At 60.6% G+C, this 15,199-nt stretch carries 13 protein-coding genes and 1 pseudogene; 10 read left to right on the top strand and 4 right to left on the bottom strand.

Annotated features, from left to right (window positions below):
• Positions 1-6 precede the first annotated feature (6 nt).
• Together ACUIAD_RS01060 and ACUIAD_RS01055 are read left to right on the top strand one after the other, a co-directional pair.
• Positions 7-3,717, top strand: a complete 3,711-nt coding sequence (locus ACUIAD_RS01060) for a helicase (protein WP_445343387.1) — start codon at positions 7-9, stop codon at positions 3,715-3,717.
• Entirely contained in the window at positions 3,717-3,950 is a 234-nt protein-coding gene (locus ACUIAD_RS01055; protein ID WP_110452612.1) for a hypothetical protein, read from the top strand. Before ACUIAD_RS01060 ends, ACUIAD_RS01055 begins: the two co-directional genes overlap by 1 nt.
• A gap of 9 nt (positions 3,951-3,959) precedes the next feature.
• Here ACUIAD_RS01055 and ACUIAD_RS01050 read toward each other — a convergent pair whose 3' ends face one another.
• The 4 genes and pseudogenes from ACUIAD_RS01050 to ACUIAD_RS01035 all read right to left on the bottom strand — a co-directional run bounded on the left by ACUIAD_RS01050 (position 3,960) and on the right by ACUIAD_RS01035 (position 6,492).
• Positions 3,960-4,370 (bottom strand): MscL family protein, encoded by a 411-nt coding sequence (locus ACUIAD_RS01050; protein WP_445343841.1) that lies wholly within the window; start codon positions 4,368-4,370, stop codon positions 3,960-3,962.
• Positions 4,371-5,136: 766 nt separating this feature from the next.
• A pseudogene (locus ACUIAD_RS01045) lies at positions 5,137-5,205 on the bottom strand (hypothetical protein); the annotation flags it as partial.
• A gap of 301 nt (positions 5,206-5,506) precedes the next feature.
• Positions 5,507-5,713 carry an FmdB family zinc ribbon protein gene (locus ACUIAD_RS01040; protein WP_110452610.1) on the bottom strand — a complete coding sequence of 69 codons (207 nt, stop codon included), beginning with the start codon at positions 5,711-5,713 and terminating at the stop codon, positions 5,507-5,509.
• 101 nt (positions 5,714-5,814) lie between these two features.
• Positions 5,815-6,492 (bottom strand): 5-formyltetrahydrofolate cyclo-ligase, encoded by a 678-nt coding sequence (locus tag ACUIAD_RS01035; protein ID WP_445343386.1) that lies wholly within the window; start codon positions 6,490-6,492, stop codon positions 5,815-5,817.
• Positions 6,493-6,571: 79 nt separating this feature from the next.
• Here ACUIAD_RS01035 and ACUIAD_RS01030 point away from each other — a divergent pair, with 79 nt between their 5' ends.
• The 8 genes from ACUIAD_RS01030 to nrdE all read left to right on the top strand — a co-directional run bounded on the left by ACUIAD_RS01030 (position 6,572) and on the right by nrdE (position 15,042).
• Entirely contained in the window at positions 6,572-7,225 is a 654-nt protein-coding gene (locus ACUIAD_RS01030) for a GNAT family N-acetyltransferase (protein ID WP_445343385.1), read from the top strand.
• A 76-nt stretch (positions 7,226-7,301) separates the two neighbouring features.
• Complete coding sequence (locus ACUIAD_RS01025) at positions 7,302-8,681, top strand: hypothetical protein (protein WP_445343384.1); 1,380 nt, start codon at positions 7,302-7,304, stop codon at positions 8,679-8,681.
• A 175-nt stretch (positions 8,682-8,856) separates the two neighbouring features.
• Positions 8,857-9,150, top strand: a complete 294-nt coding sequence (gene groES / locus ACUIAD_RS01020; RefSeq protein WP_015022393.1) for a co-chaperone GroES — start codon at positions 8,857-8,859, stop codon at positions 9,148-9,150.
• A 144-nt stretch (positions 9,151-9,294) separates the two neighbouring features.
• On the top strand, positions 9,295-10,395 hold the full coding sequence (locus ACUIAD_RS01015; RefSeq protein ID WP_445343840.1) for a histidinol-phosphate transaminase: 1,101 nt from the start codon (positions 9,295-9,297) through the stop codon (positions 10,393-10,395).
• Between the two features lie 178 nt (positions 10,396-10,573).
• Positions 10,574-11,062, top strand: coding sequence for a class Ib ribonucleoside-diphosphate reductase assembly flavoprotein NrdI (gene nrdI / locus ACUIAD_RS01010; RefSeq protein WP_110452606.1), 489 nt, complete (start codon positions 10,574-10,576; stop codon positions 11,060-11,062).
• Positions 11,063-11,127: 65 nt separating this feature from the next.
• Complete coding sequence (nrdF, locus tag ACUIAD_RS01005) at positions 11,128-12,123, top strand: class 1b ribonucleoside-diphosphate reductase subunit beta (protein WP_258333201.1); 996 nt, start codon at positions 11,128-11,130, stop codon at positions 12,121-12,123.
• Positions 12,124-12,297: 174 nt separating this feature from the next.
• Positions 12,298-12,795, top strand: coding sequence for a class Ib ribonucleoside-diphosphate reductase assembly flavoprotein NrdI (gene nrdI / locus ACUIAD_RS01000; RefSeq protein WP_445343383.1), 498 nt, complete (start codon positions 12,298-12,300; stop codon positions 12,793-12,795).
• Between the two features lie 51 nt (positions 12,796-12,846).
• Positions 12,847-15,042, top strand: coding sequence for a class 1b ribonucleoside-diphosphate reductase subunit alpha (gene nrdE / locus ACUIAD_RS00995; RefSeq protein ID WP_110452603.1), 2,196 nt, complete (start codon positions 12,847-12,849; stop codon positions 15,040-15,042).
• Positions 15,043-15,199 lie beyond the last annotated feature (157 nt).

Here is a 15,199-nt window from a genome sequence, read left to right as displayed (position 1 = left end):
GAAGGGATGAGCGATACGGTAATGAGCACCGGGATATCGGAACAGAGCACAGCGGCTGAAGATGCACAAGCATCAACGGCCGGCTCTTTGTCCGATCGCGCAGCCGAACAGGTCAAGGCTCCGTTGACTCCTCTGGAGCGAATTCGAGGATGGCGCCAGGACTATCAGAACCAAGTGGGACTGACACCTTTGGAGAATGTGTCGCAGCTGGCCGCGCAGATGGACCTGACGCATGCGCATCCTTCAGGAATTGCCCAGCTCTTCGCTAGCGGCCAGGTCCATCTGGATGCGCTCTTCCGAGACCGCGGCATGCTGCGTGCCGCCCATCGGCGCATGGAGCGGGTTCTGGATGATCAGGCCGCCAAGGAACGTGCAAGCGGTTTTGCACAGCTCTCCATGGTGGTGGGGGTTGCTGCCTGGCAGGGGTGCGACATGCCTGTGCTGCTCTATCCCGTGAGTATTGACGAGAGCACGCAGGGGGCATCCAGAGCCTCCATCAGATTCACTGGTAAAGTGGGCCTTAATCCTGCCTTGATCTCTGCCATGCGCGAGCGGGGCATCACCTTGGATCCGGACCGCCTGTTTTCCGCCTCCCACTATCAGGGCGGCACACCTGAAACTTCATCGCTGTTCAAGGATATGACGGCCTTGATCACGCCGCATATCAGCGACTTCATCATCGAACGGAAAATCGTTCTGGGATGCTTTATCGAGCCATCGGCCCAGCTGTTGGGTGAAAGCCTTCGGATTCTGGACCGGATGACCGCGGGGTCCACCGGCAACGACCTGCTGGATGCCTTGGCTGGCGACCAGCTAGCCTCCGAGCGGATCAAGGGCGGACCTGTGCCCGGCTATAGCCCCTTTGATGCCGACCCTCACAGCGAGTTCGAGGCAGGAGATGTGGACAACCAGGTCCGTTATGCCGCCCAGTTGGTGGCGACCGGGCACAGCGTGCTTGTGGATGAGCAGACCGGCCGCCACAGCGCTGAGGATGCCTTGGCCATTGCCTCGCGCTGTGTTGCAGCTGGCAGAACCGTGCTCTATGTGCCCTGCGTGGTGGAGGAGAAGCGGCGCTTCCAACATTGTCTGGATGCTGCGGGAATGGCCAGCATGGCCCTTGACCTGACCGACGACCAGCTGGGCAGGAGCCTGGATCAGCGGCTGATCGATGCGGTGGGGTTCAAACCCGGCAAGGCCAGCGAACACTTCGACCAGGTGGCTGACGAACTTGTTGGTGTCCGTTCCAGGTTGGCCCGTTACTTGGGGGACCTGCACGGGGTGGATTCGAGCTGGGGGGTTTCGGCCTATCAGACCATTCAGAATCTGGCCAACATTGCCAATATGCCTACGCATCCTGCCACCCGTGTCCGTCTGGGCGCAGCCACGGCCCACAACCTGCAGCCCGAGTTGGATACCTGGGCAGACAAGCTGGAGAGGGCTGCCAAGCTGGGCGAATTCGTTATTGGCCCCCAGGACACTCCTTGGTTCGGTGCCACCTTGATCAACGAGAACGAGGCTGTGGACGCGTACTCTCGTGTGGTTCGTCTTCTGCAGCGGCTTCTGCCGGAAACCCGTGAGCAGGTCAAATCAACTGTAGAGACCTGTGGGTTCCCTGTGCCGGCAACCGTCAAGGATTGGGGGCGGCAGGTGGTGGTTCTCAAGAACCTGCGCCGGGTGCTGGATGTTTTCCAGCCTTCTATCTTCGAACGCGATATTCCTGCAATGATTGAAGCCACCAAGTCCAAGGATGATCGCAAGGCCAACGGATCCAATCTGGGATTCTGGGAACGTCGACGTCTGGTCAAGGAAGCCAAGAGACTGCTCAGGCCTGGTGCTCAGGTCGAGGATCTGCATAAGTCGCTGGTGGTGGTCTCCAAGCAGGCCGAGCAGTGGCGGACCTTTGTACCCCATGGCGGCTGGCCGGTTCTGCCGCCTAAGCTGGATGTCATCATCGACACACAGGAATCCCTGATCCGTGATATGACGGCTCTGGATACCGTTCTGGCTTCGACTCCGGCAGGCGGCGATCTGGAGACCATGGACTTCAACAAGGCGGAGGAACGGCTCAAGGCCCTCTTCGACGACCATACAGCCCTGGATACCTTGCCTGAGCGTTGCACTTTGGAGGGCGAATTCAGCAAGGCGGGGCTGGCGGACCTGGTCCAGGATCTGCGCAATCGCCAGGTGGAGGGCAAGGCGGTGCGGGCCGAGCTGCAGCTGGCCTGGTGGACCACCGTCTTTGACGACATCATGCGTTCTTCGCAGATCATCTCCAACCAGGATGGTTCCGCCCTATCCAACGCAGCCGACCGCTTCAGCCAGGTGGATGCCCAGCATGTGGCCAGCATAGGACCTATGGTTGCCCAAGAGAGCGAAAAGCGCCTGTCCGAGCTGCTCTTCTCGCGCACCCAGGAGGCCAACCAGCTGCATACCATGCTGGCCGGAAACCCCGGTGCCTCCCTTGCGGTCTTCCAACAGGCCCAACCTGGCATACTTTCGGCGGCCAAGCCCATCATCATCGCGACCCCTGCCACGCTGGCGACCAAGACCAACCCGACACAGCTGGCCGATACGGTTATCATCGACGCCGGGGCCCATATGCCTTCCATTCAGGTGCTGACCGTGCTGGCTCGCGCCCGGCAGGCGGCCGTCATCGCTCACCGACCTACGGTCACATCAGATGGCCTCTTGCAGCTGGTCGATCATCTGGTCCCGGTCACCGTCAAAGCTCGTCCTTCGCGCCGCTCCATTCAATTGGAATCCTTCCTGAAGGATCACGGATATGGGGATCTGTCGGCACCTGTGCCCGATTGCCGTGAGCCTGGCAGGGTAACCCTGACCAGGGTGGATGGCGCTGGTGTCCCGGTCATGGCCACCGGGCTGGTCGAGTCCAGCCAACAGGAGGTCACTGCTGTTGTCGACATGCTCAGACGCAAGGCGAGATCCTTCTCTCTGGTTCCTAGCAGTTATCTGCTGACTGTGATCACGCTGTCCGCAACCCATCGCTCTCGGCTGGGAGCCGAGCTCAAGTCTGCAGCAGCCAAGGACAGGGCTTTCGCCAAGTTCCTGCGGCATGTGCGCATCGTCGGCATTGACGAGGTCTGCGGCGCGCGGGCAACGGACGCGATCCTGACCTTAGGCTTTGCCAAGACCGCCCACGGCCGCCTCCTGCAGCAATTCGGCGATCTGGAAGGCGAAGGGGGCAAGGGCATGCTGCTGGATTCCCTTGCGCTGCCGGATCGGAATCTGGACATCGTTGCGGCGTTCTCTGCTGAAGATCTGGAGGATGATCGTCTCCATCAGCCTGGGCCGCGTCTGCTCAAGGAGCTATTGATCTGGGCCGAGCATCCCGACGCTGAATCGGTACGGCCCGAGCAGGACGAACAGTCCACCAACGTGCTCTTCCGGGATCTGGCCCAGCGGCTGCGGACCCGGGGGCTGGATGTAGCCCTGGGCTATGGGTACGACCAGGCGCCCCGAATCCCGCTGGTGGTCGGGCTCAAGAACAAGCCCTATGCTTTGGCTGTGCTGACTGACGATGCCGAGTTCATGCATACCCAGTCCACCCGGGAGCGCCATCGGTTCACCACCGAAGATCTGCAGTATCTTGGGTGGTCGGTCATGACGGTCTGGAGCGTCTCGGCATTTGTCAATCCTGACAAGGAGGCTGACAGGATCGTTGCCCGACTTGCCGATATCTATCAGCAGGCGCGTTGATGGCACAAGCTTGGCAAGACCGTGGTAATCAGGTCGACGAATCCGCATCTCCGCCTGCGCGTCGGCATCGTCGGGTGGTTCGCCCTGGCAGGGAACGGTTCGATGTTGACGGCGTCGAGGAGGATCCCCAGGACCGGGTTTGTGCGCAGGATCGTATTGATGGGGATGACCGGCGAATCCTGGGCGAGCTGCCGCCGCACTGGGGACTCTTCCCCAACGAGCGTGATGACTGACTGCCGGTTCTAGTTCTGGCCCTTGGGCAGTCCGCTTCCAGGCTGTTGGCTGTCTGCACCCGTCGACTGGTGGATGTCGTCGGCGATCTGACGCAGCAGCTGCAGACTCTGGTCCTGAGGGCTGGGTGCGTTGGGCTGGTCCTTGATGCCGGAGGCCGCCCGGCTCAGCTGTCGCAGCTTGTTGATGGGCATGATGATGCAGAAGTAAACGGCGATGGCGATCAAGAGGAAGTTGAGCAGGGCCGTCAGAATGGCGCCGAAGGAGATGGTGGCGTTCCGGTAGCTGATGGTCAGGAGCCCCGACAGGTCTGGTTTGCCGAAGATCATGGCGATCAGGGGGCTGATCAGATTGTTGACGATGGCGTTGACCACGCTGGTCACCGCTGAACCCATGACCACGCCCACGGCCATATCCACCATGGACCCACGCGAGATGAACTGTTTGAATTCGCCCAGCACGCCCTTGTTGCTGATCTGCGAGATTTTGTGGACTGCTTCGGCGGTATCCTTGGCCGCCGCTTGATTGATCGAGGCCATCCTGCATCCTTCCGTAGCTGTGGTAAGGCATGGAGACCCCATGCCGCCTTCTTCCTCCATTATCGCGGGCCCAGGATGGTTTCGGTTTTCCGACATGATTGGAGGGTGTCGGTGCAGAGGTTCTGTCGGGGCGGATGGCAATGACTGGTGTAGATGGATCCAGTGATAGCAAGAGCAGAGCCTGACTGGGATCCAGGGCGAAGACGGACTGGGATCCTTGCCGGACTTGGTTGCTCTCCCGTCCTGCTAGGTCGGTTCGATCCTTGTCGATGGCCTGAGCCGGTTGCAGAGTCAGTGCCTTTTCAGCTATCATGCAGCGCCCGCCGCCTGAGGTCTGCCCGGATGTCTGCGTGCGTGCGTCGTAGACTTGCTGGACTTGGTGAAGTCTTGGCTTCTCGTCAGAACCCTGTCGGTCTTGCGCGGAGGATTGTGGCTGAGAACTCGGCTGGGCAGGATGCGGGTCGGCGCCAGCCGGGCAGTCCCCCGAGGCTAGCAGACTCACCTGGTCGCCAGCCTGCAGGTCACCCGGATCGTCGGCCAGGAGGACGGTCACCGGGGTGGTCCCGGGCGGCTGTGCTGGTCGTCCGCTGACCATGCTTGTCGTCAGCGGCTGCCCTTTATGAACGCTAATGGTCAGCCGCTGCCCGCGTACTTGTCCAAACGAGGAGATCAGGCCGGGCAGTTGCTCCCTGCTGTGCAGGATCCGCGTCTCAACCATGGCAGGTTCCATGACCGAACCGCGCGCAATAGGCTGCGCGGCGACCAGTACAGGCAGGCGGCCTTGGGCCTGGATCAGGATCTGCAGGGTGCAGAAGACCGCCAGTCCTAATGCCAGGGCGGCTCCCATGTGCCGCAGTCGAAAAATTCGCCGCCGACGGTTAAGGGATCCGGCGGCGGATGAGGGTGTGCCTTTGCGGGTGAAAATAGAAAAATCGACCATGCTCCCAGCCTGCCAGGATGCCGGCCTGCATATGGATCGGCATGGTCGATGTGGTCGAATGTGCCTTTCGGTCTACTGGCTACTTGTCGGAGCTTGAAGAGGAGGATGAGGCTCCGTCGGTTCGGTAGAAACCATGACCTTTGAACTCAATGGGCACTGCGGAGAAGATCTTGCGGACCTGCTGCTGCCCGCAATTGGGGCAGATGGTGATGGGTTCGTCGTTGAAGGACTGCTCCTTGGTGAAGTCGTATCCGCAGCTCTTGCAACGATAGTGATAGGTGGGCACCGTTCTTTCCCTCCGCTGATGGTCGGTTCGCTCGACGATTGGTTCAACACCCAATATCCTAGTGCTGGCTTCGACCAGAAGGATCGGGGCCGGGCCTTTCGTCAGCCTTGCTCATCCCCATTATGGTCTGCCTTGGGGCTTCGAGACAGGCCTGTGGCTGTAGGCGTGAAGCCTTCGGGCGTCAGAACGGCATCCACGGGAAGATCATGGTCCATGCGCGGCAGTGGGGCCTCCACGAATTCGTCCGGCCAGCAGATGCCTACCACTGGAGTTCGATCCGCACGCAGGGTCAGGGCTCGGTCATACCAGCCGCCGCCTCGTCCCAAACGAATGCCGGCATGGTCAATGGCCAGCGCCGGAACCAGGATTAGATCGGCCTGATTCAGGGCTTGCGCCGGTTGGGCCGATGTATCTGGCTCATCCGGCCGCCAGCCCGGAATCCGCTTCATGTCATCCAGATCCTGTCGTGATCGCAGACGTCCCCAGCCCACCTGCATGCCCGTGCCCAGCATGGGGATGAGCACCTGATGGTCCCGGCGCAGCAGGAGGTCCAGGCTGGGATCCATGGCTATCTCCCCTCGAATTGAGGAAAAGGCAGCCACTGTCAAAGGCTGGCGGCACCGGGGGCGTTCGACCTTGGGCAGCACCTGGCTAGCCAGAAGATCGGCCAGCTTGCGACCTGCGTCCATGCATTGACCCCGGTTGATGCGCCTGCGGGCTCCAAGCAGACGGTTACGCTGATCCTGCTTGTCCATGTCGATGATTTCCTGCTCGTTCATGTCCTCAGTTCTACCAGCATGAGCCCTCTCTCATGGACGCCTGTCTGTTTCGATCGTCGTTCAGTGAGAATATGGAGTCATGTCGGTTCTGCACGCTTTCCGTCAGGTATGGCAAGGTTCCCGGACACGTTCGGAGCATGCCCTGGATCTGCCTGATCGTCTGGATTCGCCCCCAGGACATGGGGACTTTCTGCTGAGGCCCATCCGCGAGGACGACCAGGCGGCTTGGAATGCGGTTCGATGGAAGAACAGGGAGTGGCTGGCCCCGTGGGAATCCGGGGATCCTCGCCACGGACCCGGCATGACCTACACCCAGTGGATGCAGGAGCTGGAGCGTGCACGGCAGGAGGGCACCGAAGCGGTCTTCCTGATGGAGTTCCATCAGAGCATTGTGGGGCAGATCTCCTTGGGCGCCATCCGCTACGGATCCATGCGCATGGCGACGGCGGGCTACTGGGTGGATCAGGACTGGACTGGCCATGGTTTCGCACCCCTGGCCCTGGCCATGCTTGCTGACTGGGCTTTCCGGAATGGGAGCGGGCCCCATCTGCACCGGATAGAGGTGGCGATTCTGCCCGAAAACAAGCGGTCCCTGCGCGTAGTCCAAAAACTGAATATGGAATCTGAGGGGCTGCGCCGCAGCTACATGTACGTCAATGGACAGTGGCGGGACCACTTGACCTTTGCCTTGATCAGCGACCAATTCGATCCGGATCTGCTTGCCAGAGTGTGAACCCGAGCGGCGGACATGGCCGACACGCTGGGCTTGACTTGCCGCTTGGGGCATACCGTCAACTAACGTAGTACCTATGATGGCTTATGAATCACTCAGCAGCATCGTGGTTTTGGTGATTGCGGTGATTCTGGTGCTGGGTTGGCTGCCGTTTCGCACCAGCAAGGGCATGAAGCGGGCCTCGGAGCATCGCCAGGACAGGCTTTCCACCTCCTTGCATATGGTGGGTGGAGAAGACGGCATGAGGTTCTGCGACAGGCAGTCGAGGACAGTGAAAGGGTTGGTCATGCAGCAAGGGCAGCAGGATGGCAACCGACGAAGTCAGGTCCAGCGGATCAGGCAGATCAGACAGCTGCGCCGTGCAGCCATACGCCGTCGCCGCATCCTGGTTGCTGCTCTGTTAATTGTCACCATGCTGGTGGCCGGTTTCTCCCTCCCTATGGACTACAGCGCATGGTTCACTCTGATTCCCGTGGCGTTGTTGATAGCGGTGTTGGCTGCTGGCGCGCATGCCTCGGCCCAGGCACGAGCCTGGGAACGTAATTTGGCCCAGCGGCGCAATCGTCGGCGTCGTCAGCAGGCAGCCAGCCTGACTGCGGACAAGACTCCCGGCAGGTCTGGACAGGCCGAGCGCGAAGCCCGCACTGAAACGGCTACGGATGTAATGGATCAGGGCGAGATTCGTCGAACGCTGGTCCAGGCCAAAGCCGATCAGCGAGCAGCCCTCAAGGCCAGGCAGCACAATTTCGCCGAGGCTGCAAAGCCGGTAGTCAGCAGTAGCAAGGCTAAGGGCTCCGCTGGTTCCGCCAAGCAAGCAGTCTCCCAACAGACGGCTTCCAAACCGGCTACTGCTAAAACCGCAAAGGCCTCAATGGCAGCCTCCAAGCCTGCAGCGCTCAAGTCTTCGATCGACAGGTCCGCTGCTTCCAAGTCCGCCGCCCGGCCGATTTCACCGCAGCCGGCAGTTGTGCAATCTGCAGCCCCCTCAGGTAAATCAAAATCAGCCCCGGCATCTGCTGGCAGTGAGCACCCAGTCTCGTCGGCTCCGACCTCCCAATCTGCGGCGTCGTCCTCAGCGAGTACCCAGCAGGATGCCACCAATGAACTCGAACGAATCAATCCTTCTCCGGCCTTGGATGCCTTCGGCATGGCGGCGAGCCAGGATCTGATCTCCTTCTCCCTGGGATCGGCCGGTGGCGAGGGATCGGACAGGGACGGCAGGAATAACGAGGACGAGGGTCCTCACAGCCTGGAGATCAAGTCAACCAGGCAGGTCTCCGTTGCTCGTCCCCCCGAAAAGCGGCAGTCCGATCGGACCAAGGCCGACGGGCGTCCTGATAACTTTCACAAGCAGGAGATGCAGGCCCAGGTCGAGGCGCCTGACCGCAGCGAGGACTCCCTGTCCATCGGTGTGGATGCCATATTGGCCCGGCGTCGTCCGGCAGCCAAGTCCTGAATCTATCGTCGAGCATTCTTTCACCACCAGCGTTAGCACTCAAGTTGGCAGAGTGCTAATTTCGCGCTACTATGACATGTAGCGCAAAGGAATGCGTGGTGAGTGTTCGTCAGCCTCTCATCGACGTTCCGGCGTGGGTTCATTGGCTGTTCTCACAAGATGTAGGAGGTCCACAGTGTCGATTTCACTCACACCGTTGGAAGACAAGATCGTCATCAAGCAGGCTGAGGCGGAGACCAAGACCGCTTCCGGGCTGGTCATTCCCGATACCGCCAAGGAGAAGCCCCAGCAGGGCGAGGTGCTGGCAGCAGGTCCCGGCCGTCGTGATGACAAGGGCGAGCGCATCCCCATGGATGTCAAGGTCGGCGACAAGGTTCTGTACTCCAAGTACGGCGGCACCGAGGTCAACTACGGCGGCGAGGACTACCTGATCGTGTCCGCGCGCGACGTTCTGGCCATCCTCAAGTAAGACATTGGCTTTGCGCCGCCGCACGCGGTGGTGATGGCGGCCCCTGGTCCTTTAGCAGGACTGGGGGCCGTTCGCATGTCTCAGGAGGACCGTGCAGCGGACCAGATGCCTCAGGGGCATACGGCGGCCGCTAGCATGGTGTCCATGTACTATCGTCATCGCGCCAGCATTGATGCCCTGCCCGGTTACCGGCAGGGGAGTCCGGCACCTGCCATTCCCGGGTTGACCAGCTACAAGATCTCCAGCAACGAGAACCCATACCCGCCCCTGCCCGGCGTGCTCCAGACTGTCTCCGAGCAGGCTCTGGGTCACCTGAACCGCTATCCGGACATGCGTGGCACCCTTCTGGTAGAGCGTCTGGCCCATCTGCATGGAGTGGATTCCGCATGCATTCAGCTGGGATGCGGATCCACTGAGGTCATCACCCAGCTGGTTGACCTGGTGGCCGGTCATGGCGATCAGGTGGTTTATCCGTGGCGCAGTTTCGAAGCCTATCCCATCATCGTCACCATGGCCGGCGCCACCGGGGTACCCGTGCCCCTGGATAAGCAGGGACGGCATGACATCGAGGCCATGATTGCCGCAGTCAACGACCACACCAGACTGGTCATTGTCAACAATCCCAATAATCCGACTGCGACCAATGTCGATCATGACCAGGCTGAGCGTCTGCTGCAAGCGCTGCCTGCAGACCTGCCGGTGCTCTTCGACGAGGCTTATGTACAGTTCAACGACGACCCCGATCGAGCCGACGGATTGGCGCTCATGCGCGAGCATCCGAATGTGATAGTGGCCCGGACCTTCTCCAAGGCCTACGGACTGGCAGGTCTGCGAATCGGATATGCCGTGGCTGCCGAGCCGATCATTGCCGGCATGAACAAGGTGGCCCTGCCCTTCGGCGTCAGCGACGTGGCCCAGACGGCGGCAATGGCCAGCCTGGACGCACAAGGCCGTCTGTCCGAACGGGTCCAGGCGCTCAAGCAGGAGCGGGCCAGAATACTGGCTGGTTTGCAGGATCAGGGGTGGAATATCCCTGAACCTCGGGCGAACTACTACTGGCTGCCTCTGGGCCAGGCCGCCGCGCAGGCTGATCAGCGTTTCCGAGATGCCGGCCTGTCGGTCAGAACATTCCCAGGCGAGGGCATCCGCATCACCGTGGGGGAGCGGGAAGCGAACGATCGGGTTTTGAAGGTCTGCGCCGACCTGCGCCGAGAGGGTCTGTCGCAAGATCCGATCCCCGATTGAATGTTGCATCGGCTCGAACGTAAATGCATTTGATTGCCGCCTTCGCTGTTGTATGGAATGTCACAGCGGAGGCGGTTTTGCTTGGATGAGCTTGTGTCGTCTTGGATAAACCTATATATTGTGGTTGGCTGGCCAAACCAATCCAATATATAGTGTTTACCAAGGAGCAGCAGTCCCTATGTCCTTAGCAGATGTGGATCGGCACGATCCTCCCGATGGCGCCTCCAGGCTGGTGTATTTCTCCAGCGTCTCCAATAACACCCACCGTTTTGTGCAGCGGTTGGGCGTGGAGGAGCCTCTCCGCATCCCCCTGTACGAGCGGCGCCAGCCGATGCTCGTCATGGATGCGCCTTACCTTCTGCTGGTGCCCACCTATGGCGGCGGGTCAGCTAAGGGGGCCGTGCCCAAGCAGGTCATCCACTTCCTGAACAATCCGATCAACCGCGGGCTGATCCGCGGGGTCGTCACCTCGGGCAACCGAAACTTCGGCAGCGCCTATTGCGCGGCCGGTCCGCTGATAGCCCGCCGATGCGGCGTCCCTGAGCTCTACCGCTTCGAGCTACTGGGCACCTCGGAGGATGTTCAAGCAGTCAGGGCCATCCTGGCAGGAATGGGAGTGCAGCTTCAGCGGCAGTCGACTGATTCACGAAAGGCGGTTTTGTCATGAGCCAGCAGGAAGGTACCCGAAAGAGCGCCAAGTCAGAGGTCGGTGTCTATGCCGACGACGAGATGATGCGCAAGTCCATCACCCCGCCCCAATACCGGGTCAGCCCCGAGGCCAGGATTCGTCCGGTCAATTGGAACAAGATCACCGATGAGAAGGATCTGGAGGTCTGGAACCGTCTGGTCTCCAACTTCTGGCTGCCTGAGAAAGTGCCGCTGTCCAACGACATCCCATCCTGGAACACCCTGACCGATCATGAGCGCCAGACTACGGTCCGAGTCTTCACCGGACTGACCATGCTGGACACCACCCAGGCCACCATCGGAGAGCTGGTGCAGATCGATCATGCCCGCACCGAGCAGGAGCAGGCCATATACACCAATATCGCCTTCATGCAGTCGGTTCACGCCCGCTCCTATTCCTCGGTCTTCTCCACCCTCTGCTCCAGTGAGGAGATAGACAAGGCCTATCGCTGGGCTGTGGCCAACGACGTCCTCCAGGAGCGCGTCCACACGGTCCTGCATGAGTATGTCAGCGAGGACCCCCTGAAGCGCAAGGTGGCCTCCACCATGCTCTCTTCGCTCATGCTCTATGCTGGTTTCTACCTTCCCCTCTACTTCTCCAGTCATGCCAAGCTGATGAACACGGCCGACATGATCCGGCTGATCCTGCGCGACAAGGCCATCCATGGCTATTATTCGGGCTACAAGTATCAGCGGGGTCTGGAGGAGAGGACGCAGGCCGACCAGGCCATGCTGGAGAAGTTCACCAATGATTTGCTGGACAAGCTCTACGATCTGGAGATGGTTTATTCCGGGCAGATCTATCAGGGCTTCCCCTTCGTAGACGACGTCTTCGCCTTCGTTCGCTACAATGCCAACAAGGCGCTGATGAACCTGGGCTACCCGGCCCGGTTCGCGGCCGACCAGACCGATGTCAGTTCGGAGATTCTGGCGGCCCTGTCGCCCTCGGCCAACGAGAACCATGATTTCTTCTCGGGTTCGGGCTCCTCCTACGTCATGGGGCACTCCGAGTCCACGGACGACGACGACTGGGACTTCTAGGCGAGTTGGAACCGTTGTGATATTGGGCACAGAAAACCCTATATATGCTCACCGTTTTCAATATCAATAGCACATATAGTAGTTCAGGCTCGCGCTGGGCGGGTCCTGACAGGTCCGTCTTCGAGGCGGGCACCACCGTCAAGACAGGTTCTGGATGCCTGATCAGGAGGAAGCATGGAGCAACAGCAGACCGCCGGAACTGATTCGGAGCTCAGCGTTCCAGAGTTCGCCGCCCAGGGTCAGCGACTGGGGGCTGTGGTCTACTTCTCGTCGGCCTCACGCAACACCGCCCGGTTCATCGCCAACTGCCATTTGGATGACGAGGGGATAGACGTCTTCCGCATCCCTCTGAGGCCCAAGGACCCGCCGCTCAACATTCGACAGCCCTACATCCTGATCGTCCCCACCTATGGGGGCGGATCAGCCAAGAAGGCTGTCATGCCGCAGATCAAGCGCTTCCTGAACGATCCGGCCAACCGGGCCGGCATCCGCGGGGTCATCGCCTCGGGCAACACCAACTTTGGAGAGGCCTTCTGCATGGCGGGGGACATCATCTCCCGCAAGTGCAATGTGCCTTTCCTCTACTATTTCGAGCTCATGGGCACCAAGGAGGACCAGGAGAAGGTTCGCCGCGGGGTTGTGGATTTCTTCCGCAACCACCCAGAGTCCTGAGCCAATTTCATTACACGCACTATCACCGCAATACTCATGAAAGGACACCTGATGGGAGCAAATGAGGACACGTCCCTGGCCCTGGATAGGACCGCATCCGAGGATGAGGAGACCTTCGATCCGGCTCACGACTACCATGCCCTGAATGCCATGCTGAACCTGTATGACAAGGACGGCAGGATCCAGTTCGACAAGGACCGCGAGGCCGAGCGTCAGTATATGGACACGCACGTGCGGACCAACACCATGACCTTTCCCTCCACGGCCGAGAGGATCGCCTATCTTCTGGACCACGAGTACTACGACCGGAAGGTCTTCGAGCGCTACACCCCGGAGTTCCTGGACAGGATCTATCAGCATGCTGCCGAGAGCGGCTTCGAATTCGAGACCTTCCTGGGCGCCTTCAAGTTCTACACTTCCTATGCGCTGAAGACCTTCGACGGCAAGCGCTACCTGGAGGACTTCCCGCAGCGCTGCGTGGCCGTGGCTCTCGAGCTGGCCGACGGGGACGAGCAGGCCGCCATGAAGTACACGGATGAGATCATCTCCGGGCGCTTCCAGCCCGCTACCCCTACCTTCCTGAACTTGGGCAAGGCCCAGCGCGGCGAGCCGGTCTCCTGCTTCCTGGTGCGCATCGAAGACAACATGGAATCCATCTCCCGCGGCGTCAACGCCGCCCTGCAGCTGTCCAAGAGGGGCGGAGGCGTGGCTCTTCTGCTCAGCAATCTGCGTGAGATGGGCGCGCCCATCAAGCATATCGAGAACCAGTCCAGCGGCGTGGTCCCGGTCATGAAGCTCCTGGAGGACTCTTTCTCCTACGCCAACCAGCTGGGTGCCCGCCAGGGTGCCGGTGCCGTCTATCTGTCGGCCCATCACCCCGACATCATGCGCTTCCTGGATACCAAGCGGGAGAACGCGGACGAGAAGATCCGCATCAAATCCCTGGCTCTGGGCGTGGTCATCCCCGACATCACCTTCGAGCTGGCCAAGCGCAAGGAGCCCATGGCCCTCTTCTCGCCCTACGATGTGGAGCGGGTCTACGGCAAGCCCTTCGCGGACATTCCCATCACCGAGCACTATGAGGAGATGGTCAAGGACAAGCGGATCCACAAGAAGTACATCGATGCCCGTGACTTCTTCATGACCTTGGCCGAGATCCAGTTCGAGTCCGGCTATCCCTACATCCTCTTCGAGGACACGGTCAACAAGGCCAACCCCATCGACGGCCGGATCACCATGTCCAACCTCTGCTCGGAGATCCTGCAGGTCCAGGAGCCCAGCACCTACTCTGAGAACCTGAACTACGACCATATCGGTCGCGACATCTCATGCAACCTGGGATCCCTTAACATCGCCAAGGCCATGGACGGCGGCCTGGCCGATACGGTCGAGACCTCGGTGCGGGCCCTGACCTCCGTCTCCGACCACACCAACATCGAGGCCGTCCCCTCCATCAAGCGGGGCAATGACGAAGGCCATGCCATCGGCCTGGGTCAGATGAACCTCCACGGCTTCCTGGCCCGCGAGGGCATCCACTACGGATCCGAAGAGGGGCTGGACTTCACGGACATGTATTTCATGACCGTGGCCTACCACGCCTACAGGGCCTCCCACGCCCTGGCCGTCGAGCGGGGGAAGGCCTTCGCCTCCTTCGCCAAGTCCGACTACGCCAAGCCGGCAGGCCAGGGGAACTACTTCGACAAGTACACCGATGGCAGCCGTTCCCTGGAGCCCAGGACCCAGCGGATCAAGGACCTCTTCGACCAGTACCAGGTCCATATCCCCACGGTTGAGGACTGGAAGGAGCTTCAGGCGGCCATCCTCAAGGACGGCATCTACAACCAGAACCTCCAGGCCGTCCCCCCGACCGGGTCCATCTCCTACATCAACCACTCCACCAGCTCCATCCACCCGATTGCCTCCAAGATCGAGATTCGTAAGGAAGGCAAGATCGGGCGCGTCTACTACCCGGCCCCCTACATGACCAACGAGAACCTGGACTACTTCGAGGATGCCTACGAGATCGGCTGGAAGAAGATCGTGGACACTTATGCCGAGGCCACCCAGCATGTGGATCAGGGGCTTTCTCTGACCCTGTTCTTCCCCGACACGGCCACCACCCGCGACCTGAACAAGGCCCAGATCTACGCCTGGCGCAAGGGAATCAAGACCCTCTACTACATCAGGATCCGCCAGCAGGCCCTGGAGGGTACCGAGGTCGAAGGCTGCGTCAGCTGCATGCTCTAAGGAGCATGTCCTGAAGCATTGGAGAACCTGGCCGGCACCGTCTCTCGCAACGGTGCCGGCCCTTTCGGGTCCGCGTCCACAGCTCGGGTCCGTCCATGCGGTAGACTGACGGTCCGGTCACGATCCGCGTCGCACTGTCCACATCCATCCAGCAAGG

The organism is Bifidobacterium sp. ESL0819, assembly GCF_052606245.1.
The sequence above is the reverse complement of the archived record's forward strand: the minus strand, read 5'-3'. Positions and strand labels throughout refer to the sequence as shown.